The organism is Paramicrobacterium agarici (genome assembly GCF_002563955.1).
GTDB lineage: Bacteria > Actinomycetota > Actinomycetes > Actinomycetales > Microbacteriaceae > Paramicrobacterium > Paramicrobacterium agarici.
Map to the genome: position 1 here is coordinate 1 of NZ_PDJE01000001.1, position 24,394 is coordinate 24,394.

General features: G+C 64.7%; 20 protein-coding genes and 2 pseudogenes. 13 read left to right on the forward strand and 9 right to left on the reverse strand.

Annotated elements, in window-relative coordinates; all coding sequences use genetic code 11:
- The 4 genes and pseudogenes from ATJ78_RS00005 to ATJ78_RS00020 form a co-directional block, all read left to right on the forward strand.
- Positions 1-563 (forward strand): annotated as a pseudogene (locus ATJ78_RS00005) (spermidine synthase); the annotation flags it as partial.
- Positions 564-709: 146 nt separating this feature from the next.
- Positions 710-1,569 (forward strand): annotated as a pseudogene (locus tag ATJ78_RS00010) (PQQ-dependent sugar dehydrogenase).
- 146 nt (positions 1,570-1,715) lie between these two features.
- Positions 1,716-2,216: a tetratricopeptide repeat protein gene (locus tag ATJ78_RS00015; protein WP_245836141.1), complete on the forward strand. Its 501-nt coding sequence runs from the start codon at positions 1,716-1,718 to the stop codon at positions 2,214-2,216.
- 61 nt (positions 2,217-2,277) lie between these two features.
- Entirely contained in the window at positions 2,278-2,769 is a 492-nt protein-coding gene (locus tag ATJ78_RS00020) for a SprT-like domain-containing protein (RefSeq protein WP_098405744.1), read from the forward strand.
- Between the two features lie 5 nt (positions 2,770-2,774).
- Here the strand turns inward: ATJ78_RS00020 and ATJ78_RS00025 are convergent, their stop codons facing one another.
- The 4 genes from ATJ78_RS00025 to chvE form a co-directional block, all read right to left on the reverse strand.
- Positions 2,775-3,995, reverse strand: a complete 1,221-nt coding sequence (locus ATJ78_RS00025; protein WP_098405745.1) for an ROK family protein — start codon at positions 3,993-3,995, stop codon at positions 2,775-2,777.
- Between the two features lie 48 nt (positions 3,996-4,043).
- Positions 4,044-5,264 carry a multiple monosaccharide ABC transporter permease gene (mmsB, locus tag ATJ78_RS00030; RefSeq protein ID WP_098405746.1) on the reverse strand — a complete coding sequence of 407 codons (1,221 nt, stop codon included), beginning with the start codon at positions 5,262-5,264 and terminating at the stop codon, positions 4,044-4,046.
- Positions 5,265-5,268: 4 nt separating this feature from the next.
- Positions 5,269-6,801, reverse strand: a complete 1,533-nt coding sequence (mmsA, locus tag ATJ78_RS00035; RefSeq protein WP_098405747.1) for a multiple monosaccharide ABC transporter ATP-binding protein — start codon at positions 6,799-6,801, stop codon at positions 5,269-5,271.
- A 70-nt stretch (positions 6,802-6,871) separates the two neighbouring features.
- Entirely contained in the window at positions 6,872-7,987 is a 1,116-nt protein-coding gene (chvE, locus tag ATJ78_RS00040; RefSeq protein WP_098405748.1) for a multiple monosaccharide ABC transporter substrate-binding protein, read from the reverse strand.
- Between the two features lie 444 nt (positions 7,988-8,431).
- On the opposite strand from chvE, the gene xylA reads away from it, so the two are divergent.
- The 6 genes from xylA (at position 8,432) to ATJ78_RS00070 (ending at position 15,512) form a co-directional block, all read left to right on the forward strand.
- Positions 8,432-9,625: a xylose isomerase gene (gene xylA / locus ATJ78_RS00045; protein ID WP_098409095.1), complete on the forward strand. Its 1,194-nt coding sequence runs from the start codon at positions 8,432-8,434 to the stop codon at positions 9,623-9,625.
- Between the two features lie 88 nt (positions 9,626-9,713).
- Positions 9,714-11,108 (forward strand): xylulokinase, encoded by a 1,395-nt coding sequence (xylB, locus tag ATJ78_RS00050; protein WP_098405749.1) that lies wholly within the window; start codon positions 9,714-9,716, stop codon positions 11,106-11,108.
- 59 nt (positions 11,109-11,167) lie between these two features.
- Positions 11,168-12,205 carry a LacI family DNA-binding transcriptional regulator gene (locus ATJ78_RS00055; RefSeq protein WP_098405750.1) on the forward strand — a complete coding sequence of 346 codons (1,038 nt, stop codon included), beginning with the start codon at positions 11,168-11,170 and terminating at the stop codon, positions 12,203-12,205.
- A 141-nt stretch (positions 12,206-12,346) separates the two neighbouring features.
- Positions 12,347-13,624: an ABC transporter substrate-binding protein gene (locus ATJ78_RS00060; RefSeq protein WP_098405751.1), complete on the forward strand. Its 1,278-nt coding sequence runs from the start codon at positions 12,347-12,349 to the stop codon at positions 13,622-13,624.
- 68 nt (positions 13,625-13,692) lie between these two features.
- Positions 13,693-14,583: a carbohydrate ABC transporter permease gene (locus ATJ78_RS00065; RefSeq protein ID WP_098405752.1), complete on the forward strand. Its 891-nt coding sequence runs from the start codon at positions 13,693-13,695 to the stop codon at positions 14,581-14,583.
- Positions 14,580-15,512 carry a carbohydrate ABC transporter permease gene (locus ATJ78_RS00070; RefSeq protein WP_098405753.1) on the forward strand — a complete coding sequence of 311 codons (933 nt, stop codon included), beginning with the start codon at positions 14,580-14,582 and terminating at the stop codon, positions 15,510-15,512. Before ATJ78_RS00065 ends, ATJ78_RS00070 begins: the two co-directional genes overlap by 4 nt.
- 72 nt (positions 15,513-15,584) lie before the next feature.
- Here ATJ78_RS00070 and ATJ78_RS00075 read toward each other — a convergent pair whose 3' ends face one another.
- The 5 genes from ATJ78_RS00075 to ATJ78_RS00095 all read right to left on the reverse strand — a co-directional run bounded on the left by ATJ78_RS00075 (position 15,585) and on the right by ATJ78_RS00095 (position 20,699).
- Positions 15,585-16,376, reverse strand: coding sequence for a carbohydrate ABC transporter permease (locus ATJ78_RS00075; protein WP_245836359.1), 792 nt, complete (start codon positions 16,374-16,376; stop codon positions 15,585-15,587).
- Between the two features lie 113 nt (positions 16,377-16,489).
- The gene (locus tag ATJ78_RS00080) at positions 16,490-17,389 is read right to left on the reverse strand and encodes a carbohydrate ABC transporter permease (RefSeq protein ID WP_098409096.1); all 900 of its coding nucleotides are present in this window, start codon (positions 17,387-17,389) and stop codon (positions 16,490-16,492) included.
- A gap of 113 nt (positions 17,390-17,502) precedes the next feature.
- On the reverse strand, positions 17,503-18,915 hold the full coding sequence (gene ngcE, locus ATJ78_RS00085) for an N-acetylglucosamine/diacetylchitobiose ABC transporter substrate-binding protein (RefSeq protein WP_098405755.1): 1,413 nt from the start codon (positions 18,913-18,915) through the stop codon (positions 17,503-17,505).
- A gap of 81 nt (positions 18,916-18,996) precedes the next feature.
- Positions 18,997-19,752, reverse strand: coding sequence for a sugar isomerase domain-containing protein (locus ATJ78_RS00090; protein ID WP_098405756.1), 756 nt, complete (start codon positions 19,750-19,752; stop codon positions 18,997-18,999).
- Positions 19,749-20,699 (reverse strand): MurR/RpiR family transcriptional regulator, encoded by a 951-nt coding sequence (locus ATJ78_RS00095; RefSeq protein WP_098409097.1) that lies wholly within the window; start codon positions 20,697-20,699, stop codon positions 19,749-19,751. Before ATJ78_RS00095 ends, ATJ78_RS00090 begins: the two co-directional genes overlap by 4 nt.
- Before the next feature lie 102 nt (positions 20,700-20,801).
- On the opposite strand from ATJ78_RS00095, the gene ATJ78_RS00100 reads away from it, so the two are divergent.
- From ATJ78_RS00100 to ATJ78_RS00110, 3 genes are all read left to right on the forward strand, one after another.
- A complete protein-coding gene (locus ATJ78_RS00100) occupies positions 20,802-21,776 on the forward strand; it encodes an N-acetylglucosamine kinase (RefSeq protein WP_098405757.1) in 975 nt (324 codons plus the stop codon).
- Positions 21,777-22,006: 230 nt separating this feature from the next.
- Complete coding sequence (locus ATJ78_RS00105) at positions 22,007-23,029, forward strand: LacI family DNA-binding transcriptional regulator (protein ID WP_098405758.1); 1,023 nt, start codon at positions 22,007-22,009, stop codon at positions 23,027-23,029.
- A 217-nt stretch (positions 23,030-23,246) separates the two neighbouring features.
- Complete coding sequence (locus ATJ78_RS00110; RefSeq protein WP_098409098.1) at positions 23,247-24,392, forward strand: Gfo/Idh/MocA family protein; 1,146 nt, start codon at positions 23,247-23,249, stop codon at positions 24,390-24,392.
- The last annotated feature ends 2 nt before the right edge of the window (positions 24,393-24,394 follow it).

Genomic DNA, 24,394 nt, shown 5'->3' on the forward strand with positions numbered 1-24,394 from the left:
GTGATCGAGCTCGAGCGCGACCTCGTGGATTTGTGCGCGAGCACCTGCCGTGGCCCAAGCGCGCCCAGATTCGCGTGCGATACGGCGACGCCCGCGAGGTGCTCGGCCGCCTTCCGGCCGGTCTGCACGGCACTGTCGACCTCGTGATCAGCGACATCTTCAATGGCGCGCAGACCCCTGCCCACGTGACCAGCACCGAGTTCTACGCGATGGTCTCTGCGCTGCTCTCGCCCGACGGAATGCTCGCCGTCAACGTCGCCGACGGGCCGGGTCTTGCGTTCGCCCGCGGTCAGGCCGCAACGCTGAGCGAGGTGTTCGGCGAGGTGGCTGCCCTCGCCGACACGCAGATTCTCAAGGGACGTCGCTTCGGCAACGTCGTGCTCGTCGCCTCGCGGTCGATGCTGCCGCTCGACATGGTGCCTCGACTTCTTGCGGGAGGACCGTATCCGGCAAAGCTCGTCGCGGGCCGCGAACTGCGGGACTTCATGGCAGGCGCTCGCCCGGTGTCTGACGCCGAGGCGACGCCGTCTCCTGAGCCGTCGCGCACCGTGTTCGGACTGTGACCATGCCATCGAGAGCATATTCCCAGCGGATGCTGTCGAGCGCAGCGCTTCTGGCAGCATCCGCTCTGCTTCTTACGGCGTGCACGAGCACAGAAGTGCCGACCGATCCTCGCGCTTCCGCGTCCGCCGACAGCGGCGCGCCAGGAATGCCGAGTGGGGAATACGACGTTCTCGCAACGAACCTCGACGCACCCTGGTCGGTGGTCCCTCTCGACGGCGGCGCTCTTCTCTCGCTGCGCGATGCCGCGCAGATCGTGCATCTCGCCGCGGGCGGCGCCCTCAACGTCGTCGCGACGGTCGACCAGGCAGCGCCCGGAGGTGAGGGCGGCCTGCTCGGCCTCGCACTGCACGACGACGATGGCGACGCGTGGCTGTACGCATATGTCACGACCGCGAGCGACAATCGCATTCTGCGCTACCCGGTGACCGGGCTGCCCGATGATCCGCAACTCGGAGCCAGCACAGTCGTTCTCACCGGCATCCCGAAAGCCTCCATTCACAACGGCGGTCGCCTCGCATTCGGGCCCGATGGCATGCTGTACGCCACGACGGGAGACGCGACCGGGGCGAGATCGCGCAAGACATCGACTCGCTCGCGGGCAAGATCCTGCGCATGACCCCCGACGGGAGCGTGCCAGACGACAATCCGATCGACGGTTCGCTCGTGTACTCGCTCGGGCACCGCAACCCGCAGGGACTGGCGTGGACCGATGACGGAACGCTGTGGGCCAGCGAGTTCGGCCAGAACACGTGGGACGAGCTGAACATCATCGAACCGGGAGCGAACTACGGCTGGCCTACCGTCGATACGAACGACGAAAGATCCGGTGCTGCAGTGGTCGACGGCCGAAGCGAGCCCGAGCGGTCTCGCGGCGATCGGCGACACGCTGTACATGGCGGGGCTGGGTGGCGAACGCCTGTGGGTGATGACCGAAGTTCTTCGTCGGCGAGTTCGGTCGCGTGCGCGACGCCGTGGCGACAGCATCCGGATCTCTCTGGCTGCTGACGAACAACACCGACGGCCGGGGAAATCCGGGCGCCGATGACGACAAGCTGATCGAGGTGCGCATCAATGCGAGCCGATCGGGTTAGCCTCGAAGTCGACAGCGGCCGTTTCGGGGCACAAAGGGGGAGAGCACTCTGAGCATCATTTTGGGCTATGACGCCGCGAGCCTTCGCGAGAAGGTAGACCTGAAGGCCGTCGGCGAGCGCCTCGACGAGCTCGGCAACATGCGCAGTCTTGAGGCTCTGTGCGAGAAAGCGTGGCTGCTGAAGGTCGCCGGCCAGCTCGACGATGCCCTCGATGCCGCGAACGCCGCCGTGCGACTCGCGAGGTTCACGGGCAACCGCCGCGACCTCATGAGACCGCGGATGCTGCGCGCGCAGGTTCTGCAGTTTCGCGCTGAGTTCGAGCCCGCCCTTCATGAGCTGAACTCCCTCATCGAAGAGGCGCACACGCACGAGTGGATGCTGTACGAGGCGTTCGCTCTGCAGCACAGGGGCAAGGTGTACTTCGATCAGAAGGAGTACGAGCTCGCACTCGAGGACTTCCGCACCGCGGTTCAGCTGCGGAGGGACGCCGGGGCGTCTGAGGAGCAGATCGAGTCATCGCTCATTGCGATTCGGGCTGCGGAGTCGCACCTTTCGCTGTAGCCGGAGCGTTGCGCGGCGCGATCGAGCGCGCAATGTCGGTGACGTGCCATACCGTTAAGCCATGGCAGATCTTGGTCGAGTCAGAGTATGGGCTGACGCGCTCATCTCTCTGCATCTCGACGCGTCGTGGAGCTTCGCGTTCGACAATGCGAAGAAGCGTGCCGGGCTGTGCAATTTCACCGCGAAGCGCATCTCGGTCTCGCGATATCTCGCGTCGCGGTACGACGACGACGAGATCCATCAAGTGCTTCTGCACGAGGTCGCGCACGCGCTTGCCGGTCCGAAAGCCGGGCACGGCCCCTCGTGGAAGCGCATCGCCAGAGACATCGGGTACGTCGGGCAGCGACTGCACCGCGGTCAGATCGCGGATGAGCTCGCACCGTGGGTCGGCGAATGTCCGCGCGGCCACCGCCTGTATCGCTACCGGGCTCCCACCAGGCGCGCCTCGTGCGGCGAGTGCTCTCGCCGGTTCGACCCGGCATTCGAGATCGTCTGGACGAAGCGTGTCATTTCGCCCGATGCGCGGCGCAAGGCGGCCCTCAGCGCCTCGTGACGCGGTCAGTCTCGCCGGAACGCGAGCGGGTCGGCGAGCAGCGGGGCGAACGCGAGCTCGGCGGCGCCGATCATGACGCGCCGCGATCGAAGCCGGGCGCGCGCGAGCACGACGGATCGCGAGTGCGCCGACATGGAGCGGAGCGTGAGCTCACCGCCCAGACGCTCGTCTGACACCGTCAGCAGCGCACCGAGATAGCCGCCGAGAACGACGACCTCGGGGTCGAAGATGTTCACGAGGTTCGAGAGCGCGATGGAGAGAAACCCGAGTTGGCGCCGCACCTCTTCGAGCACGGCCTGGTCCCGGGTCACTCCCAGTTCGATGTCGAGCTCGTGCTCGTCTGCGCGCGTCAGCCCGAGCAGCCGCAGCAGGCTCTCGAGATTGACCTCGGTCTCAAGGCATCCCGTGCGGCCGCAGTGGCAGCGTGTGCCGTTGCTGTTGACCATGACGTGCCCGAGCTCGCCGGCGAACCCGGACGTTCCGCGCAGCGGCTGACCGTCGATGATCACTCCGCCGCCGATGCCCGACGCACTGCCGTCGACGAAGACGAGATCTTTGGCCCCCTTCGCCGCGCCGAACAGGTTCTCGGCGATCGCACCGACCGTCGCGTCGTTGGCGATGAAGACGGGAAGCTGAAACGCCTGCGCCATGGGGGTCGCAAGGTCGACGTCTTTCCAGCGCAGCTGAGGGGCGTTGACGATCCGCCCGCTCGCCGCGCTCACGAGCCCTGGCACGGCCACGCCGACGCCGACAAGGTCGTACGACTGCTCGATCTCGCCCCGCATGCCTTCGACGATGGAATGCGCCGCACGCACAGCCTCGGCGGGGCTGGGAATGCGTGAGCTGTCGAAGCGCACGCTTCTGATGATCTCTCCGCCGAGGCCGATGAGCCCGATCGCGACGCTGTTGTGCTCGGGGTTGACGGTGATCGCCGAGAGGCGCGGCTCTGGGTGCACGCGAAGACTCGGCCGGCCGATCTGGCCGACAACGGTCTCGGGCTCACCCTCATAGGCGAGTCCCGCCTCCACGAGCTCGGCGACCAGCACAGCGATCGTCGAGCGGTTGAGACCTGTTTGCCGTGTGAGCTCTGCCCGACTGCACCCGCCGTTGCGGTGCAGAATCTGCATGAGCATCGACAGGTTGAACCGGCGAAGCTGATCGTTGCTGGTTCGGGAACCAGAAGAGGGAGCAGCGCGATCCGGCACGACGGCCTCGCGATGGGTCATCGCGCTGCTCCCCTCTGATCCACTTTTTGCGTTCAAGCCCCTTCGAGACTATCCGGCGCTGCCGCGCTTCTTGTTGAAGATATCGAAGGCGACCGCAAGCAGAAGCACAAGTCCCTTGATGGCCATCTGCCACGCAGCATCCACCGAGAGAATCGACAGTCCCATGTTGAGCACGCCCATGACGAGCGCACCGATCACGGCACCGACGACCGTTCCGACGCCGCCTGTGACGGCCGCACCGCCGATGAACACGGCAGCGATGGCGTCGAGCTCGTAGTTCGTACCGGCCGAGGCGACCGCTCCGCCGGCTCGCGCCGTCGAGACGACTCCGGCGAGACCGGCGAGAAGACCCATGTTCGTGAGGATGAAGAAGTCGATCCACTTGGTCTTCACACCACTCATCATCGCCGCGAAGCGGTTGCCGCCAATCGCGTACACGTGGCGCCCGAACACCGTGTTGCGCAGCAGGAAGGTGTACGCCAAGATCAGCACCGCGAGAATGATGAGAATGTACGGCGTGCCCGCGTAATCGCTCAGCAGCCACGCGAGAGCGAGAATCGCCACCGACGCGATCCCCAGCTTGATCCAGAACGAGACGAGAGGCTCGCGAACCAGGTCGAGGCGGCGCTGCGCAGCGCGAGCACGCGCCTGCTGCAGCACCAGAAGGGCGACGGCGACGACGCCGAAGACGAGAGTGAGAACGTCACGCCCGCCGAGTTCGCCGAGCCAGCCCGGGAACCAGCCCGCGCCGATCGCGACGAAGCCCTCGGGAAGACCACTGATCGTTCCGCCGGTCAGCAGCACGAGCGTGAGACCGCGGAACAAGAGCATTCCCGCGAGCGTCACGATGAACGCCGGAATCCCCACGAACGCGACCCAGAATCCTTGCCACGCGCCGACGAGCGCTCCGACGGCGATGGCGACGATCGCGGCGAGCCACCACGGCAGGCCCCACTGCTGAATCGCGATCGCCGAGATGGCTCCGACCATGGCGACTACCGAGCCGACAGACAGATCGATGTGCCCGCCGATGATCACGATGACCATGCCGACGGCGAGAATCAGCACGTAGGCGTTCTGCTGAATGAGGTTGTTGATGTTGCCGGGGAACAGCAGCCGGCCGTCGGTCAGAACCTGGAACAGCACGATGATGATCGCCAGTGCGGCGAGAATCCCGTACTGCCTCAGGTTGACCGAGATCGTCGGCCGCTTGCGCGGCTTCTTCTCCGGCGCCGGCGTCTTGGGCGCCGTCATTGTCGAGGTGCTCATGCCCTCAGTCCTTTCCCGCTGTCATGTACTCCATGAGCACTTCCTGCGTTGCATCGGCGCGAGCAACCTCGCCCGTGAGCCGTCCTTCGGATATTGCGTAGATTCGGTCGGCCAGCCCCAGCAGCTCGGGCAGCTCCGATGAGATGACGACGACGGCCTTTCCCTGCGCCGCCAGCTCATTGATGATTCCGTAGATCTCGTACTTCGCACCCACGTCGATGCCGCGCGTGGGCTCGTCGAGAAACAGCACGTCGGGCCCCGTGAAGATCCACTTGGAGAGCACGACCTTCTGCTGGTTTCCACCCGAGAGCTTTCCCGTGATCGCCGAGACCGACGGCGCCTTGATGTTCATCTTCTCTCGGTACGAATCCGCGACCTTGTGCTCGCGATTGCGGTCAACGACGCCCGCGCGCGAGAGTTTCGCCAGGGCTGCAGACGAGACGTTCTCCGAGATGTCCTTGATCAGGTTGAGGCCATAGCGTTTGCGGTCTTCTGTCGCGTACGCGATGCCGTGGCTGATCGCCTCTCCGACCGATCGCGCCTGGATCTCTGTGCCGTTCTTGTAGATGCGCCCCGAGATCCGCGTGCCGTATGAGTGCCCGAAGACGCTCATGGCCAGCTCGGTTCGCCCGGCGCCCATGAGGCCGGCAAAGCCCACGATCTCTCCGGCGCGCACCGAGAAGGATGCTCCGTCGACAACCTTTCGGCTCGTGTCGACGGGGTGATACACGGTCCAGTCCTCGACGCGCAGCACTTCGTCCCCGATATCGGGATCGCGCGGCGGGAAGAGGTTGTTGAGATCGCGACCGACCATGGAGCGGATGATGCGGTTCTCTGTCGCGTCGGGCTCCGACATCGAGAACGATTCGATCGTCTTGCCGTCTCTGATGATCGTGACGCTGTCGGCAATGCGCTTAATCTCTCTGAGCTTGTGCGAGATGATGATGCTCGTGATGCCCTGGTCGCGCAGCTGCTCGATCAGACCCAGCAGGTGCGCCGAGTCTTCGTCGTTGAGGGCCGCTGTCGGCTCGTCGAGAATCAGCAGCTTCACGTTCTTCGAGAGCGCCTTCGCGATCTCCACGAGCTGCTGCTTGCCCACTCCCAGCTCGAGCACGGGCGTTGAGGGGTTCTCGCGCAGGCCGACGCGGGCGAGCAGCTTTGCCGCCTCGGCATTCGTCGAGTTCCAGTCGATGACGCCGCGCGTCTGCTGCTCGTTTCCGAGAAAGATATTCTCGGCGATGGAGAGGTAGGGGCTGAGGGCAAGCTCCTGGTGAATGATGACGATGCCGTCGCGCTCGCTGTCGTTGATGGAGCGGTAGCCGACGTCGTGGCCGTCGAACTGGATGCTGCCCGTGTACGTTCCGGCGGGGTACACACCGCTCAGCACCTTCATGAGCGTCGACTTTCCTGCGCCGTTCTCGCCGCAGATGCCGTGGACCTCGCCGCGGTGAACGTCGAGCGAGACGCCGTCGAGCGCCTTCACCTGACCGAACGAGATGGCGATGTCCGACATCGTCAGAATGCTTGATGACTGCATAGGGACTTCTTTCCGTGTCAAGGGAGAGGGAACGGATGCGGCCGGTGCGCGTGCACCGGCCGCATCACGATCACAGTCCGACGTCAGAGGCGTCGATGAAGCCCGAGTCGATCAGCTTCTCCTGGACATTCTCCTTCGTCACGACCTGCGGCTCGAGCAGGTACGAGGGAACGACCTTCTTTCCGTTGTCGTAGGTCTCGGTGTCGTTGACCTCGACCTCGTCGCCGGCGATGATCGCCATGATCATGTCGCGCACGGTGTCGCCGAGCTGGCGCGTGTCCTTCCAGACGGTCATGGACTGCTCGTCGTCGAGGATCGCCTTGACGTTTGCCTTGTCAGCATCCTGTCCCGTGATCAGCGGATAGTCCTCGCCCGGGGTGTAACCGGCGGACTTGAGCGATGCCTCGATGCCGATCGCGAGGCTGTCGTTCGGCGACAGCACGACGTCGACCTTCTCGTCGCCCGTGTAGAACGATGTCAGGCGGTTGTCCATCTCGGCCTGCGCCTTGTCAGACGCCCAGCCCTGGATGCCGATGGAGGCCCAGTCGTCGTTCGACTTCGGTGCCTTGCCGCTCGGAACCTCGAGCTGACCGTTCTCGACGTAGGGAAGAAGAACGTCCCATGCGCCCGAGAAGAAGAACTTCGCGTTGTTGTCGTCGGGGCTGCCCGCGAACGGCTCGAGGTTGAACGGGCCCTCGCCGTCGGCGAGACCCAGCTGCTCCTCGATGAACTCGCCCTGCAGCTGGCCCACGCGGTAGTTGTCGAACGTCGCGTAGTAGTCGACGTCTTCTGTGCCGTTGATCAGCCGGTCATACGAGATCACGACGGCGTCCTGCGTCTTCTTGGCCTCGCTCAGAACGGGAGAGAGAACTTCTCCGTCGATGGGAGCGACGACGAGAATCTTCGCGCCTCCGGCGATCTGGTTCTGAATCTGGCTGATCTGCTTGTTCGTCTTGTTGTCTGCGTACTGCAGGTCGACGGTGCAGCCTTCGTCCTTGAGGAGCTTCTCGAGGTGCTCGCCGTCGTTGATCCAGCGCTCGAGCGAACGCGTGGGCATCGAGATGCCGACGTTGCAGTCGACGGCGCCGCCTTCGGTCGAGCCTTCGGCCTCAGACGAGCATGCGGCGAGACCCGCAGCCATGAGTCCGACGGCCCCGAGGGCGAGGACCTTCTTGGTGATGGACATGTGTTGATTTCCTCTCTGAAATGCGATCACGTCGTCAGCCGCGCACGGGAGCAATTCGCGGTGCCTCTGCTCGCTTTCGATCCGTTGTTGCGGGGTCTGCATCGAACGCGGCTTTGTTGACGGAGAAAACATAGCCGAGATTCTTCGCTTTGTCTACGCCGCCAACAAAGAGAATCCGGTGCAGCTTCGGCGGATTGCAGGGTCAAACTCGCTCGAGAAGCGCAATCTGGCGTGAAAAACCTTTTGTTGCGTTACGCACCAAAGGCGCGTGCGTGATCTTCGAAACTGCACGGGTGAGCGACGGCGGCCCGACGTCGGCCGTGGGTGGGGGCGGACGCCGGACGGTCCTGCTTCGCAGCGGGGCTTTTGCGAACAGCATCCGTGCTCTAATATGTTGTGTAGATCGACAAATCATCGATGGTGCTGACACAGACGGAGTTTTTCATGAGCCTCACCCCCACACGCGACGACAAGTTCTCGTTCGGACTCTGGACGATCGGATACAACGGAACCGACCCCTTCGGCGGCCCGACCCGCGCTCCCCTCGACGTTGTTCACGGCGTCGAGAAGCTCAGCGAGCTGGGTGCGTACGGGCTCACCTTCCACGACGATGACCTCTTCGCCTTCGGGTCGACCGACGCCGAGCGCCAGACGCAGATCGACCGCCTCAAGCAGGCCCTCGCCGACACCGGAATCGTCGTTCCAATGGTCACGACGAACCTGTTCTCGGCTCCCGTCTTCAAAGATGGCGGCTTCACCTCAAACGATCGCGCCGTGCGCCGCTTCGCCCTGCGCAAAGTGCTGCGCAACATTGACCTCGCTGCCGAACTGGGCGCGAAGACGTTCGTCATGTGGGGCGGCCGCGAGGGCGCAGAGTACGACACCGCGAAAGACGTTCAGGCCGCCCTCGAGCGCTACCGCGAGGCCGTCAACCTGCTCGGTCAGTACGTGACCGACAAGGGGTACGACATCCGCTTCGCCATCGAGCCCAAGCCGAACGAGCCCCGCGGTGACATTCTGCTGCCGACGCTCGGCCACGCACTCGCATTCATCGAGACGCTTGAGCGCCCAGAGCTCGTCGGCATCAACCCCGAGGTCGGCCACGAGCAGATGGCGGGCCTCAACATGACAGCGGGCATCGCGCAGGCGCTGTACCAGGGCAAGCTGTTCCACATCGACCTCAACGGCCAGCGCGGCATCAAGTACGACCAGGACCTCGTGTTCGGCCACGGCGACCTGCAGAACGCGTTCTCGCTCGTCGACCTGCTCGAGAACGGCGGCCCGAACGGTGGCCCCGCGTACGACGGGCCGCGCCACTTCGACTACAAGCCGAGCCGCACAGAAGACGAGTCGGGCGTGTGGGAATCGGCCGCCGCGAACATGCGCACGTACCTGCTGCTCAAGGAGCGCGCTGCAGCGTTCCGCGCCGATCCCGAGGTGCAGGAGGCGCTGAAGGCCGCACGCGTCGACGAACTGTCGACGCCGACGCTGGGCGACGGCGAGAGCTACGACGCCCTGCTCGCGGACCGCACGTCGTTCGAGGACTTCAACGCCGACGCCTACTTCAACGGCAAGGGTTTCGGCTTCGTGAAACTGCAGCAGCTGATGGTCGAGCACCTCATGGGCGCCCGCGGCTAGCAGCATCCGATGTGTCGTGCGCGACCGTTCCCAGGCGAGCGAGCGGAGCGGTCGCGCGCGGCATCCACTTGTCACGAGAGGCACACACATGGCGCTGGTCGCGGGAGTCGATTCGTCGACGCAGAGTTGCAAGATCGTCATTCGGGATGCTGCGACGGGCGCCGTCGTGCGCCGGGGTCGCGCCTCGCACCCCGAGGGAACAGAAGTCGCACCCGCCGCGTGGTGGACGGCGCTGCGCGAGGCCATCGCCGACGGCGGCGGACTCGCGGATGTGTCGGCGATCTCGGTCGCCGGTCAGCAGCACGGAATGGTCGCGCTCGACGCCGAGGGAAACGTGATTCGCGATGCGCTGCTGTGGAACGACACGCGCAGCGCCGACGCCGCTCGCGACCTCATCGCCGAGGTCGGTGCCGAGGAATACGCGCGTCGGGTCGGCGTCGTTCCCGTCGCCTCGTTCACCGCGTCGAAGCTGCGCTGGCTGCGCGATGCCGAGCCGGAGAACGCACGTCGTGTTGCCGCGGTCGCGCTGCCGCACGACTGGCTGACGTGGCGGCTGCGCGGATACGGTCCCGCCGGAGACTCCCCCCTCGGCCCCGATCTCAGTCAGCTGACAACGGATCGCTCCGATGCCTCGGGAACCGCGTACTGGTCAGCCGAGCGCGGTGAATACGACACGGAGCTCTTCGAGCTCGCTCTCGGCCACAGCGCTGTTCTGCCCCGCGTCCTCGCCCCCGGAGAGACGGCGGGCACGACTCCCGAGGGCGTCGTCGTGGGAGCGGGCGCCGGCGACAACGCCGGCGCCGCGCTTGGCCTGGGCGCGGTATCGGGAGACGTCATTGTCTCGATCGGCACCTCGGGGACCGTCTTCGCGGTCACCGACACACCGGCGCGCGATGCCTCCGGCACCGTCGCAGGTTTCGCGTCCGCGGACGGCGCGTACCTTCCGCTCATCGCAACCCTCAACGCCGCGCGGATTCTCGACGCGGTCGCGCGGCTGCTCGACGTCGACCACGCCGCGCTCGGCGAACTCGCACTCGACGCCGAACCTGGCGCGAACGGGCTCGTGCTCCAGCCCTACTTCGAAGGCGAGCGCACGCCCAACCTGCCGAATGCCACGGCGACGCTCTTCGGCATGACGCTGAGTTCGGCCACCCGCCCGAACCTCGCTCGCGCCGCCGTCGAAGGTCTCCTCTGCGGACTCGCCGACGGCCTCGATGCAGTGCGCAGCCAAGGCGTCGACTCCGGCCGCATCCTCATGGTCGGCGGCGCTGCGCAGAACCCCGCCGTGCAGCAGATCGCCGCGCAGGTCTTCGATGTCCCCGTCGTCGTGCCCGAACCAGGCGAGTACGTCGCCGACGGGGCTGCCGCGCAGGCGGCATGGGCTCTTGCGGGCGAGCGCCCCTCGTGGCCTGTCTCGATCAGCGCGACGCCCGCTCCCGACCACCGCGGCGTGATCAGAAAGCAGTACGCCGAACGCGCCTGATTCACGACCCCGCATCGTGGCTTGGTAACGTTTCCTCACGCACTGTTCCGAGGAGAGCGATGGCGCCCGACACGCACAGGGGTCGCAGTGGCCCGACACACCCGACGATGAAGCACGTCGCCGCGCTTGCCGGGGTCGGGCTCTCCACCGTGTCCCGCGTCGTCAACGGCGACCCCCATGTCAGCGCCGCGAAAAGCGCTGCCGTGCACCGGGCGATCGACGAGCTGGGCTACCGCCGCAACGAGTCAGCCAGGCAGTTCCGCACGGGGGCCACCGAGACCGTCGGTCTTGTGATCGAAGACGTGACGGACCCGTTCTTCTCGCAGCTCACGCAGTCCGTCGAAGATGTCGCGCGGGATCGCGGCTCAATGCTCCTTGTCGCTTCTTACCGGCGCGAGAACGACCGCGCACGCCAGATCGTCAACTCTCTCAGCGCGCGTCGCCTCGAGGGCATCGTCGTCACCCCATCGGAACGCGGTGACGTGAGCTACTACGCCACGGCTCTCGACTCCGGGCTGCAGATGGTTTTCGTCGATCGTCCTGCCCCCGGCGACATTGCGGATGCTGTCATCAGCGACAACCGCGCGAGCAGCCGTGACGGTGTCGCGCACTTGATCGCGCAAGGGCATCGTCGAATCGCGTGTCTCACCGACCGGGCGCACCTGTACACCGTCGTCGAGCGCCTCGGCGGCTACCGCGAAGCCCTCACGGCCGCCGGAATCACGTACGATCCCGCGCTCGTGCACTCCTCCGTGCCCGAAGACGGACAGCATCGTGTCGCGCTCGCACGGATGCTGGATTCGGGCGATCCACCCACGGCCATCTTCACGTGCAACAACCGCGCGACCCTCAGTGTGCTCGGCGCTCTCAGGCATCGCCCCGAGACGCCGGCGCTTCTGGGCTTCGACGACTTCGAGCTCGCCGAATCGCTCACCCCGGGGCTCTCGGTGATCGCCCAGGACCCGTTCGCCATGGGGCGCATCGCAACCGAGCAGCTGTTCCAGCGCATCGACGGGTACCGGGGCCCTGCGCGCACGACGCTCCTGCCCGCGACGCTGCGCGCTCGCGGCTCGGCCGAGCGGGGCCCCGAGCACTGAGTTGCGCCGCCGCAAACAGTAGGGCCGACATCACGATTCAGTAATCACCTGCCCGCTCGACTTGCGTTTGGCAACGTTTTCAGATTTGAATATGAGAAACCGAAGAACTCGGCTTTGCACAGTTCCAATGGAGGAAGCACCATGCGCAAGAGGATGTCCATTCTGGCCGGCGCGCTCGCCGTCGGCCTCGCACTCACGGGGTGCTCGTCAGGAGGATCCGGAGGATCCGACCCAGACAACCCCGACCAGGTCGAGGTCTTCACCTGGTGGGCCTCCGGCTCAGAGAAAGCCGGACTCGACGCTCTCGTCGAAGAGTTCAACTCCCAGTACCCCGACATCGAGTTCATCAACGCAGCGGTCGCGGGCGGCGCCGGATCGAACGCCAAGGCCGCGCTCGCGTCACGCCTCGAGTCGGGCAACCCGCCCGACACGTTCCAAGCGCACGCCGGTGCCGAGCTGTCCGACTACATCGCCGCAGAGCAGATCCAGGACCTCAGTAATCTGTACGACGAGCTCGGCCTGAAAGACGTGTTCCCGGCAGATCTCATTGAGCGACTAACGGTCGACGGAAAGATCTACTCGGTTCCGAGCAACATCCACCGTGCCAACGTCACGTGGGTGAACACCGAGGTGCTCGAGAGCGCCGGAATCGACCCGATGAAGGCTCCGGAGTCGATCGATGCCTGGATCAGCGACCTCCAGAAGGTCAAGGACTCCGGCGTTGACGCTCCCCTGGCCATCGGCACCGAGTGGACGCAGATGCAGTTGCTCGAGAACGTGCTCATCGCAGACCTGGGCGCAGAGGGATACGCGGGCCTCTGGGACGGCTCGACGGCGTGGGACAGCGATGGCGTGAAGACGGCCGTCGACCACTACGACCAGCTCATGAACTTCGTCAACCAGGACTACGCGGGACTCGACTGGGATGCCGCATCGCAGATCGTCATCGACGGCAACGCTGCGTACAACGTCATGGGCGACTGGGCTGAAGCTGCTTTCACCCAGGCCGGGCAGACCTGGGGCACCGAGTACACGACGTGGCCGACGCCAGGCACCGACGGCGTCTTCGACTTCCTCGCCGACTCGTTCACGCTGCCCGTCGGCGCGCCGCACGAAGAAGCAGCAACGGACTGGCTGACCACCATCAGCTCGGCTGAGGGCCAGAAGGCGTTCAACACGGTGAAGGGCTCGATCCCCGCTCGCACCGACGCCGACCCGGCCGACTACGGCGAGTACCAGCAGAGCGCCATGGAGTCGTTCGCGAACGACACCATCGTGAGCTCGCTCGCACACGGTGCGGCAGCGCCGATCGCTTGGTCGAGCGACATCTCATCCGCCGTCGGCAAGTTCGGTTCTGACCGAGACAAGGATGCCCTGATCCAGGCGCTCGTCGCAGCGGCTGAATCAGCGCTGTCCTGAACAACCTGACCCACGAGGCCCGGCTGCGTCACCGCATCCGGGCCTCGTGACTGAGGAGAACAACAACCGTGCGCAAAGGCATACGCAACTGGGGACCGCCGCTTCTGCTGCTGGCCCCCAGCCTCGTCCTCGTCGCGATCTTCGTCTACGGGCTGATCATCGCGAACATCCAGGTGTCGATGACCGACCGCCATTCCCTCGCGGCGGAGGGCGCGTTCGTCGGTTTCGAGAACTACATCACGCTGCTCACCGAGGGCCGCTTCCTGCACTCGCTGCTGAATCTCGTGGTCTTCACTGTCGTCTTCATCGCCGGCACCATGATCTTCGGGTTCATCTGGGCCTGGCTTCTCGACAAGGGCGTCAAGGCCGAGGGCGTCTTCCGCTCGGTCTACCTCTTCCCCATGGCCGTCTCCTTCGTCGCATCCGGTGTCGTCTGGCGCTGGCTCCTCAACAGCGCCGAGGGTGACAGAGCGTCAGGGCTCAACAGGATGCTGCAGGCCGTCGGTCTCGACTTTCTGCAGAACTCGTGGTGGAACGAGCCGGTCTGGGGCATGGCCGCCATCGCCATGCCCGCGATCTGGCAGCTCTCCGGCTACATCATGGCCCTGTTCCTCGCCGGGTTCCGCGGCATCCCCGACGAGCTCCGGGAGGCAGCGCGCATGGACGGCGCGAGCGAATGGAAGCTGTATCGGCACGTGATCTTCCCGCAGCTGAGTCCCATCGCCCTCTCGGCGCTCATCATCGTGAGCCACATGTCGCTCAAGGTCTTCGACCTCATCATGGCCGTGACAAAGGCGATCTACCAGACCGAGGTCCCGGCGACCTACATGTGGATCGCGCTGACCTCGAACGACTACGCGAAGGCATCCGCGATCGCCACCGTGCTCCTTGTCATCGCGTCTCTGTTCATCATTCCGTACCTGATTCACACGATGCGTGAAGAGAAGAGGTCGTCATGAGCCAGGCAACCCAGACGGACCTCTCCAGCGGCGTCTCCACGCGAAAGATGGCTGGCGGCGCTCCGCAGCAGAAGGGCCCTCGGTTCGTTCTCGGCCGCACGGCCAAGTACGTGATCCTGATCGCCTTCGTCATCGTCGTGCTCATGCCGGTGTACGTGCTCCTGGTCACGAGCTTCAAGCCGCCCGCCGATGTCAATCCCGAGTCGTCCTGGGGCCTTCCGCTTCGCTGGCCGTGGGAGTCCGTCAACGGCGGGCCGACAGGGTTCGATAACTGGGTGACGGCGTGGGACGCCCTTGCTCCCGCGCTCGGCCGCACCTTCCTGCTCGCGATCCCTGCGGCTCTCATTGCGGCGATGCTCGGGTCCATGAACGGCTTCGTTCTGTCCCGCTGGCGTTTTCCCCACGCGAGCCTCGTGTTCACGCTGATCCTGTTCGGCATGTTCATTCCGTACCAGGCCGTGCTGACGCCGCTCGTCGAGATGAAGACAACGCTCGGCATGCCCAGCAACATCTTGACCCTTCTGATCGTGCACGTCATTTACGGTCTGCCGATCTGCACGCTCATCTTCCGCAACTACTACGAGGGCGTTCCGATCGAGCTCATGGAGGCCTCGAGAATGGATGGGGCGGGGATGCTGCGCAGCTATGCGTCGATCATCCTGCCGCTGTCGCTCCCGGGCTTCGTCGTCACGATCATCTGGCAGTTCACGAGTGCGTGGAACGACTACCTGTTCGCACTGTTCCTGACCGATGTTCAGGGCGGACCCGTGTCGCTCGCCCTGAACAACCTCGCGCAGGGAGCTCAGCTCGCCAACTACGGAGCCGCGATGGCGGGAGCGCTCATCGCATCGTTCCCGACGCTTGTCGTCTATATCATCCTCGGCAAGTACTTCATCGGCGGTCTCATGAGCGGCTCTGTGAAGAGCTGACGCACAAGCACATGCTGAGGGCCCCGCTTCCAACGAAGCGGGGCCCTCAGCGCGTCAGCGGCTCCAACGGACTTACTTCATGGTGCCCTGCGAGACAGATCCCTGCAGCTGACGCTGGAAGATCACGTACACGATCAGCACGGGCGTGATCGTGATGATGACAGCGGCAAAAAGCGCCCCGAAGTTGACGGCATACCCCGCGGATGATGCGAACGAGGCCATCCCCTGCGAGAGCACGTACTTGCTCTTGTCGGTGTTCAGCGCGATCGGCAGCAGGAACTGGTTCCAGAGCCCGAGGAAGTTGAAGATCGCGACCGAAGCCATTCCGGGCTTCGCCATCGGCAGCATCACCTGGAAGAACGTGCGCCATTCGCCCGCTCCATCGACGTACGCGGCCTCTTGAATCTCGTCTGGTAGCCCCTTGAAGAACGCGAACAGGAAGAACACCGTGAACGGCAGCGCGAAGGCCACGTAAGTCAGCGTCAATCCGGGAAGCGTGTTCAGCAGTCCCATGTTCCGCAGAATGAAGAACAGCGGAACGATCGCGAGGAAGATCGGGAAGGTGAGTCCGGCGAGCATCAGGTAGTAGATCGCCTTGCTGCCGGGGAAGGTGAATCGCGCGAGAACGTAGGCACACATGGCACCCAGAACCATGACGATGATCAGCGCAGAGCCAACGACGAGAACGGTGTTGAGGAACATGCCGCCGATGTCGTACTCGGTCCACGCAGAGACGTAGTTGTCGAAGTTCCACTCTGCGGGCAGGGAGAACGGCGACGCGAAGATCTCGCGCGTCGTCTTGAACGACGTCATGAGCGTCCACAGCATCGGCACCACGACGATGATCGACCAGAGAATGAGCATCGCGTGAGAGACAGTGCCGACCGTGCGGTCGCCTTTGCTCAATTTCGTCTTGCGCAGCGAACGAGCCAGATCCTCCGGCTTCACCGTCTGCTTTCGGGTCTCAGTGATGTGAGTCATCGACGGCCTCCGTCATCTTTGCCTCCGGCAAGCCGGTTCACGGTGAACACAATGGCGGCGAAGATCAGGGTGATGACCGCGAGGACGACACCCATCGAGCTCGCATAGCCGAACTTGCCCTGCGAGAACGCCATCTCGAACAGATACTGCGACATCACGAGCGTCGAGTTGGCCGGGCCGCCGTTCGGATTGAGGGCCGCCATGTACACGAAGGCGTCCAACGCCATGATGCCGACGTAGATGTACGCCGTCTGGATGTTGTCGCGGATCAGGGGAATCGTGATCGATATGGCCGTCCGGAAGCGACCTGCGCCATCAAGGCGCACGGCCTCGAAGATCTCGCCCGGAATGCCCTTGATCGACGCGATGAACAGCACCATGTAGAAGCCGACGAACCCCCAGATGATGACGAACACGGAGACCGCCATCGCCGTGCGCTCGTCGCCGAGCCAGGGGAACGACTCGAACATGTCGAGGCCGAACATCTGGAGGAACCCGTTGATGAGTCCTTCTGGTCCGAAAATCTGCGCCCACATGAGGCCGATGATGATTCCGGGAATCACATACGGAAAGAACGAGACGACGCGATAGAAGCTGGATCCTTGCAGTCCACGTGTCTGACCGTGACTCGGTCCACCAACCGTGATCAATGTCGCGAACAGCAGCGCCAGCGAGAGGGTGATCAAAGGGACGACGATGGCAAGGAAGATGTTGTTCCCCATCGCCGTGAGAAACTGACCGTCCTGGAAGAGCTTGATGTAGTTCTGCACTCCGATGAAATTCATCGTCTGCGAGAATCCGGACCAGTCGGTAAGGGAGTAATAGGCGGCCTGGACGAACGGCGAGATCACGAAGATGATGAAGATCGCGAGCGGGAGCCCGAGAAACACCACCATGAAGCTGACGTAGTCAAACGTGAGCTTGCGCCGGCGCCGCCGGGGGGCCTTTCCGCCCCCCGGCTTGCCCAGGGTCGCCGCTATGGCGCGCCCCGGATCGGCACCGGCCGCTGTCACTTGACTTCCACCTTGTCGATGGAGTCGTCGTTGCGAACTCTGTCGGTGATTTCTTGCAGCCCGGCCGTCAGATCAGCAACGCTCATCTTGCCGGCAAGGAACTGGTTCCACAGCGTCAGCTGGTCGGAGTTCATGCCGTAGAGGTCGACGAACTTCCAGTTGTAGATGTTCTCACCAGCGGCATCGAGCATGTCGGTCTGCGATACGAGCGCGGTCGAACCGAAGCCGTCCTCGGGAACGAGACCCTTGACGACGGTCGGTGCGAGCTTCGTCTTGGCGAAGTTCGTCGCCGCGTCCTTCGAGAGCATCACGCGCAGGAGCTCCTTGCCTCCGGCAACGTTGTTCGCCTGCGACGGCACGATGAACGGCTCGCCCGCCGTGGCGCGCACAGCCTCGGGCGGCATCTTCGCGTTCTCATCGAGAGCGGGGGTCGGGAAGCCCTTCATCTCGAAGCCTTCCTTGGTCTGGTCCTTCATCTCGTTCTCAATCCATGAGCCCGAGGGGTAGAGGATCGCCGCCTGGTCGTTGCTCCACTGCGCCTGAGCAGCGGTGAACTGCGTTCCGGCACCGCCCGGCTTCATGTAGCCGGCATCGATGATCTCCTTGAAGGCGGTGAAGACATCTTGAATCGCCTGCTTCGACCAGCATCCTTCCTCGAGGTTCTCGAGAGCGAGACGCACCTCGTCTCCACCCTGCTTGATCGCGGCTCCGATGGACATCGTCTGGTAGTACGTCGCAGCTTCCTTGCCCCAGCAGAACAGGTATTTGCCGTCTTCCTTCGCCTTCGCGCCGAGGTCCTTGAGATCGGCCCAGGTCGTGGGAACCTCCCAGCCCTTCTCTTCGAAGAGGCTCGCGGAGTACCAGACGCCGTAGATCGTCATGACGTAGTTGACGGCCGCGAACTTGTCGCCGAACGTTCCCGGGTCGAGCGCGCCCGCGTAGAGGGTGTCGCGGATCGTGTCGCCCTCGAGATTCTTCGCGTCGATGACGTCGGTGAGGTCCTCGATCTGATCCATGATCGTGCTGAAGCCGATCGAGTCCGCACCCGAGTTGTCGACAAGGTCCGGCGGGTTGCCGCCGACGAATCGCGGCTGCAGCTCCTGCGAGATCTTCGTCGACGCGGAGACCTTGGCCGTTACGCCGTCGTGCTGCTTCTCGAGGATCTTCGCCGCGTACTCGACGTAGTCAGTACCGTAGCCGCCGTCGAAGATGACGGAGTCGATCTTCGAGTCCGTCGCCAGGCCAAACGGGTTGTCTGCGGTGACCTCGCCCTTGGGGCCACCGCCGCCACCGCCGCCACCGCCGGTGGCGCACGAGGCGAGAGTCGTGGAGAACGGAATCAGCACCGCTGCTGCAACCGCTCCACGCAGGATGTTCCTGCGATTCACAGAGACGTTTTCGATGTTCATCGTGGTGTCTACCTTCCAATATGGGGGTGGTTAGGGATTGCGATGTGCCGAGTTCTCATGCTGTGACTCGGCCCTGCGCCGTCAGGCGCTGCGGCGGATCCGATCGCGATACAGATCCTCCAGTGCATGGTTGTGCTCGTCACCTCCAGGGATGTTCGCCGAGATATACATCGGAGGCACGTCCCCCGACTCAGAGAGCTTCTGCGCGACGCCGATCGTCAGCAGCTGGGCGATGAACGCGGCGGTGATCGACGAGATCGCTCCCGAGCTCACTCCGTGGCCGATCTCGAGTGTGGCGTCACCGTAGGGCGCGAGATTGTCGATGACGACATCGGCGATCTCGCTCAGGCGCTTTCCGCTCGGGTGCTTCGGCTCGACGGCCGCGGTGTGCTGGAGGCTCGTGACCGCGATGACGGGGCGACCGAGCTCCTTCGCCTTCAGCGCGACGCCGACGATCGAGCCGTTCACGCCCGAGTTCGACGCGATGATGAAAACGTCGTTCGGCCCCGTGAGCGACACGTCGAAGAGCTCGTCGACGACGGACGACTCGCGTTCGAGGTTCGACCCAGCAAGTTCCTCGGGGCGTCGAGATCCGTAGAGGGCGACGTCGCGCAGCGCGATCTTGTTCGTCGGGATGAGTCCGCCAGCGCGGCCCGCGATCTCCATCGCAAACGCTTCGGAGTGGCCCGTGCCGAACGCCTGCACGACTCCGCCCGCGCGAATGGCGTCGACCATGAGCTCGATTGCCCGGTCGAGGCCGCCCGCCTCAGCATCCGCCGCCAGCTTCGTGAGCCGCGTCGTCGCCTGGGTCAGAAAATCGGTTGGTGTCACGGTCATTCGCTTGGCTCCTTGATGCGCAGGCTCGGTCGGTTCTTGGTCTGAGATGGGCGTTGCGGCCGCCGATGCCCCGACACGGCCATGGCGGATGCCGCGAGCCGCGTGGCGGTGTCGGCAAAGCTCTCCTGCGCGACGAGCAGGTAAATGAGGTCGAGCACCATGAGCTGCGAGTGCTTTGCCGAGAGGTCGTCGGGCTGCAGGTACGGGTCGGGAGCTGCTGTGCCGATCGTGACGTCAGCGACATTCGCGAGCGGCGACGAGTCCTCGTGCGTGATGGCAACGGTGAAGGCACCAGCGGATGCTGCCTGTGACAGCATCTGGATGGTCTCATCGGTCCGGCCGGAGTTCGAGATTCCGATCGCCACCGAGTTCTTCGATTGGAGGGCAGCACTCGTGAGGCCGCCGTGCACCTCCTGCCAGTAGTGCGCGCTCACCCCGATGCGGTACAGACGCGCCTGCAGCTCTTCGGCCATGATTCCGCTGCCGCCGATGCCGTAGATGTCGAGGTGACGGCACGTGGCGATCGCGCGTGCAATGCTCTGCACCTCGTCGAGGTCGACGAGGCCTGCCGTGGTCTCGAGGGCGCGAACGTGCTCGTTGAGGAGCGTGCGCACAACCTCGCGCGCCGTGTCTTCGGGGTGAAACTCGCGCCCGATGTCTGCCCGCCAGGACTCATGAGCGTCGCCGCGGCCGATGTCCGACGCGACGCCGACCCGAAACTGCGTGTACCCGGAATAGCCGATGACCTTGCAGAAGCGGGTAACGGTCGCCGCTGACGTGCCGGCTCGCTCGGCAAGCTCGGTGATCGACAGATCGATCGGCGCTGACGGCGTCTCGAGAAGAACCTCGGCGATCTTGACCATGGCGGCCGGCATGTCTGGCAGGCTTGCCTGCACGCGAGTCGAGACGGACATGCGTCCGTCGTCGCGTGAAACCTGTGACACCATTGCCGTCATGAAAAATCCGCTCGCCGTTGGGAGATTTGTATGAAAACTATTCTTATTGCGAGCTAAGGTCAACTCACAAGGTGTCACGAATGGGTAACGAACATGCTTCAGATCGGTCTTGATGCGGGCGGAACGTCGACGCGCGCCACCGTCGTCACCACGGACGGCGAGTGCGTGGGCTATGCGCGAAGCTCCGGAGGAAACCCCATCTCATCGGGGAAAATCGGCGCATCTTCCGCCATTCTCGACGCGATCGAGAGTGCGCTGACCCGCGCGAATGCCACACTCTCTGACGTCAGCGTGATCGTGGCGGCGATGGCCGGCGGAAGCGCTGACGATTCGCGCGACTGGCTGATCGAGCCGCTCGCCGACCGCGACTTCACCGGAACCGTCGCGTGGGAATCCGATCTTCTCGCAACATATTTTTCGGGCACATTTTCATCGTTCGGCTACGCGATCGTCTCAGGAACCGGCGCCGCGGTCATTCGAGTTGAAGACGGCCAGATCGCCCGCACGAGCGACGGTCTCGGCTGGCTTCTCGGCGATGCCGGAAGCGGGTTCTGGATCGGGCACAACGTCGCCCTCGCCGTCATGTCCGACATCGATGGGCGCGGCCCGTCGACGGCGCTGACGCCTCGCCTGCTCGAGGCACTGGGCATCAGCACGGAGGGCGCACGTGTGCAGGGGCGGTCGCCCGCGCTTCCGCGCCTGATCACAGCGCTGTACGACATGCGGCCCGTGCAGCTTGCCCAGTTCGCTCCCCTCGCCTTCAGCGAGCCAGAGGATGCGGTGTCCCGCGGCATCCTCGAGTCGGCCGGCTCTCTGCTCGCCCACTCGGTCGAAGCCGTGCATACAGAGAACGGCCCCCTCGTGATCGGAGGAAGCGTACTCGCGCAGACCGGACGTCTCGCCGAGACGTTTGCCGCGAGGCTCGCCGCGCAGGGAATCGAACCCGCCATCGTGCGCGTCGCCGACGGAGCCGTCGGCTCGGCCGTCCTCGCTCTGCGCGAGGCCGGCGTCGACATCACGGCCTCTGTGTTCCGCCGCGTGACCGACAGCGTGGCGCGCATGCGGTGAGGCCGCGCTCCGCGCGACTCTGACACAATGGAGGGACACGATCGAAAGGGTGTGCAATGACGATTGAACCTGTGCTGTGGGGAGTGCTCGGGCTGATCGGACTTGTCGGCGGAGTGCTCGGACTCGCCGCGAGCTGGGCTCTCGCGCGCGGCGACCGCCGCAACTAAGCAATACACTCGTCTGCATCACCGCGCGTCTTCGACGCGTGCGCCGAGGCGTGAGGAGCAGCCGTGGAACCGTCGTCGTCAGTCACGCTGCACGACGTTGCCGCTGAGGCCGGCGTCTCGCTCGCGACGGCGTCGCGCGTGCTCAACGGCAGCGTGCGCAAGGTCGCGGAGTCGTATCGTGAGCGCGTGATGGCTGCCGCCCAGCGCCTCGGCTATGCGCCGAACCTCTCGGCGCAGGCGATGGCGAAAGGTCGCGCGAACATCGTGGGGCTGCTCGTCGGCGACATCGCCGACCCCTACTTCTCGGCCATCACGGCCGGGGCGATGGCAGCCGCAGAGGAGGCAGGCCTCGTTGTGACCGTCGCGGTGACCGGCAGAGACGCCGACCGCGAGCTCACGACCGTTCGTGCCTTGAAAGGACAGCGCCCGCGTGCGATTCTGCTCGCCGGATCGCGGTTTGCTGACGCGACGCGCGACGACGAATTGTCTGCGGAGCTTGAAAATTTTCGCGCCGGGGGCGGCCGGGTCGTCTTCGTGAGCCAAAGCGGGCTCGGGTTCGACACCGTGCGCATTGGCAATGAAGAAGCAGCGACGGCACTGGGCGAGCGGTTGGCTGAGCTTGGCTACCGGCGCGTTGCCATCATCGCAGGGCCGCACCGTCTCATCACCTCGACGGATCGGGCGCGCGGCTTCACGCGCGGGTTCGGTCGCGGCGGCGGTGACGTCGTCACCACGGTCCGGGGAGACTTCACGCGAGACGGCGGCTTCGCTGCGGGCGAGAAGCTCGCAGCATCCGGTCTCTCAGACGTGGACTTGATCTTCGCCACGAGCGACATCATGGCCGTCGGAGCAATGTCAGCACTGCGTCGCGCCGGCATCATTCCTGGCGAGCATGTGGGCGTCGCCGGCTTCGACGACATCTCAACCGCGCGAGACGTGACTCCGCCGCTGACGACCGTCGCCATTCCCCTCGAGGAGATCGGCAGAAGCGCCGTGACGCAAGCGCTTCTCGACGAACCGGGCGACTCCCCCGCCCCCGTGACCGGCACGGTGCTCATTCGAGAGAGCACTCCCGCGCGCACATAGCGCGCTGCGTGCAGAACCGTGCGGGCCGCGACGCCGGTCAAGCCCGCTTCCGGGCTGAAGTGAGTTGCAGGAACTGGCTGCGATTCTCCCCGGCAAATGGCCGCCACTTTCTGCAACTCGCTTTCGGGGACCGTCGGCCTCGATTGCCGCGGGAACGATTCTGCTCTACACTCTGGGTAAACGCTTTCCCATATTCTCGGAACAGAAAGAGCTCCACGTGTCAGAGATCGGCATCATCATGAACGGCGCCTCAGGGCGCATGGGCTACCGCCAGCACCTGCTGCGCTCGATTCTCGCGATTCGCGAGCAGGGCGGAGTGATGCTGTCTGACGGGTCGCGCGTGCAGGTGAAGCCCTTACTCGTCGGCCGGAGCGAGGCGAAGCTCGCGGAGATCGCCCGCCGGCACGACATTGCCGACTACACGACAGATCTCGAAGCCGCGCTCGCCGACGACCGGTGGCAGATCTACGCGGACTTCCTCGTGACGAAAGCACGCGTGCCGGCGCTGAAGAAGGCGATCGTCGCGGGCAAGGCGATCTACACCGAGAAGCCGACGGCGGAATCGTTTGAGGACGCTCTCGAGCTGGCACGCCTGGCAAAGGACGCCGGTGTCAAGAACGGCGTGGTGCACGACAAGCTCTACCTTCCCGGCCTGCGCAAGCTCAAGCGGCACATCGACTCGGGGTTCTTCGGTCGCATTCTCTCGGTGCGCGGCGAGTTCGGCTACTGGGTCTTCGAGGGTGACTGGCAGCCCGCCCAGCGTCCGAGCTGGAACTATCGTTCAGAAGACGGCGGCGGCATCATCGTCGACATGTTTCCGCACTGGAACTACGTGCTCGAGAACCTCTTCGGCGGCGTGAAATCGGTGTACGCGCACGCGACGACCGAGATTCCCGAGCGCGTCGACGAGAACGGCGAGCGCTACACGGCCACCGCGGATGACGCCGCCTATGCGGTGTTCGAGCTCGAGGGCGGCGTGACGGCCCAGCTCAACTCGAGCTGGACGACGCGCGTCAACCGCGACGAGCTCGTCGAGTTTCAGGTCGACGGCACCCACGGCAGCGCCGTCGTCGGGCTGTTCGGGTGCAAGATTCAGCCGCGCAACGCCACCCCGAAACCCGTATGGAACCCCGACATCCCCGACGCACACGACTACGACGACGACTGGATCGAGGTTCCCGACAACGACGTGTTCGAGAACGGCTTCAAAGTGCAGTGGGAGGAGTTTCTGCGCCACGTGCTCGAAGACGCGCCGAACCACTTCGACTTTCTCTCGGGCGCGCGCGGCGTGCTGCTCGCCGAAGAAGGCCTCAAGAGCTCGGCAACGGGAGCGCGCATCGATCTTCCCGATGTGAGGCTGTGAGA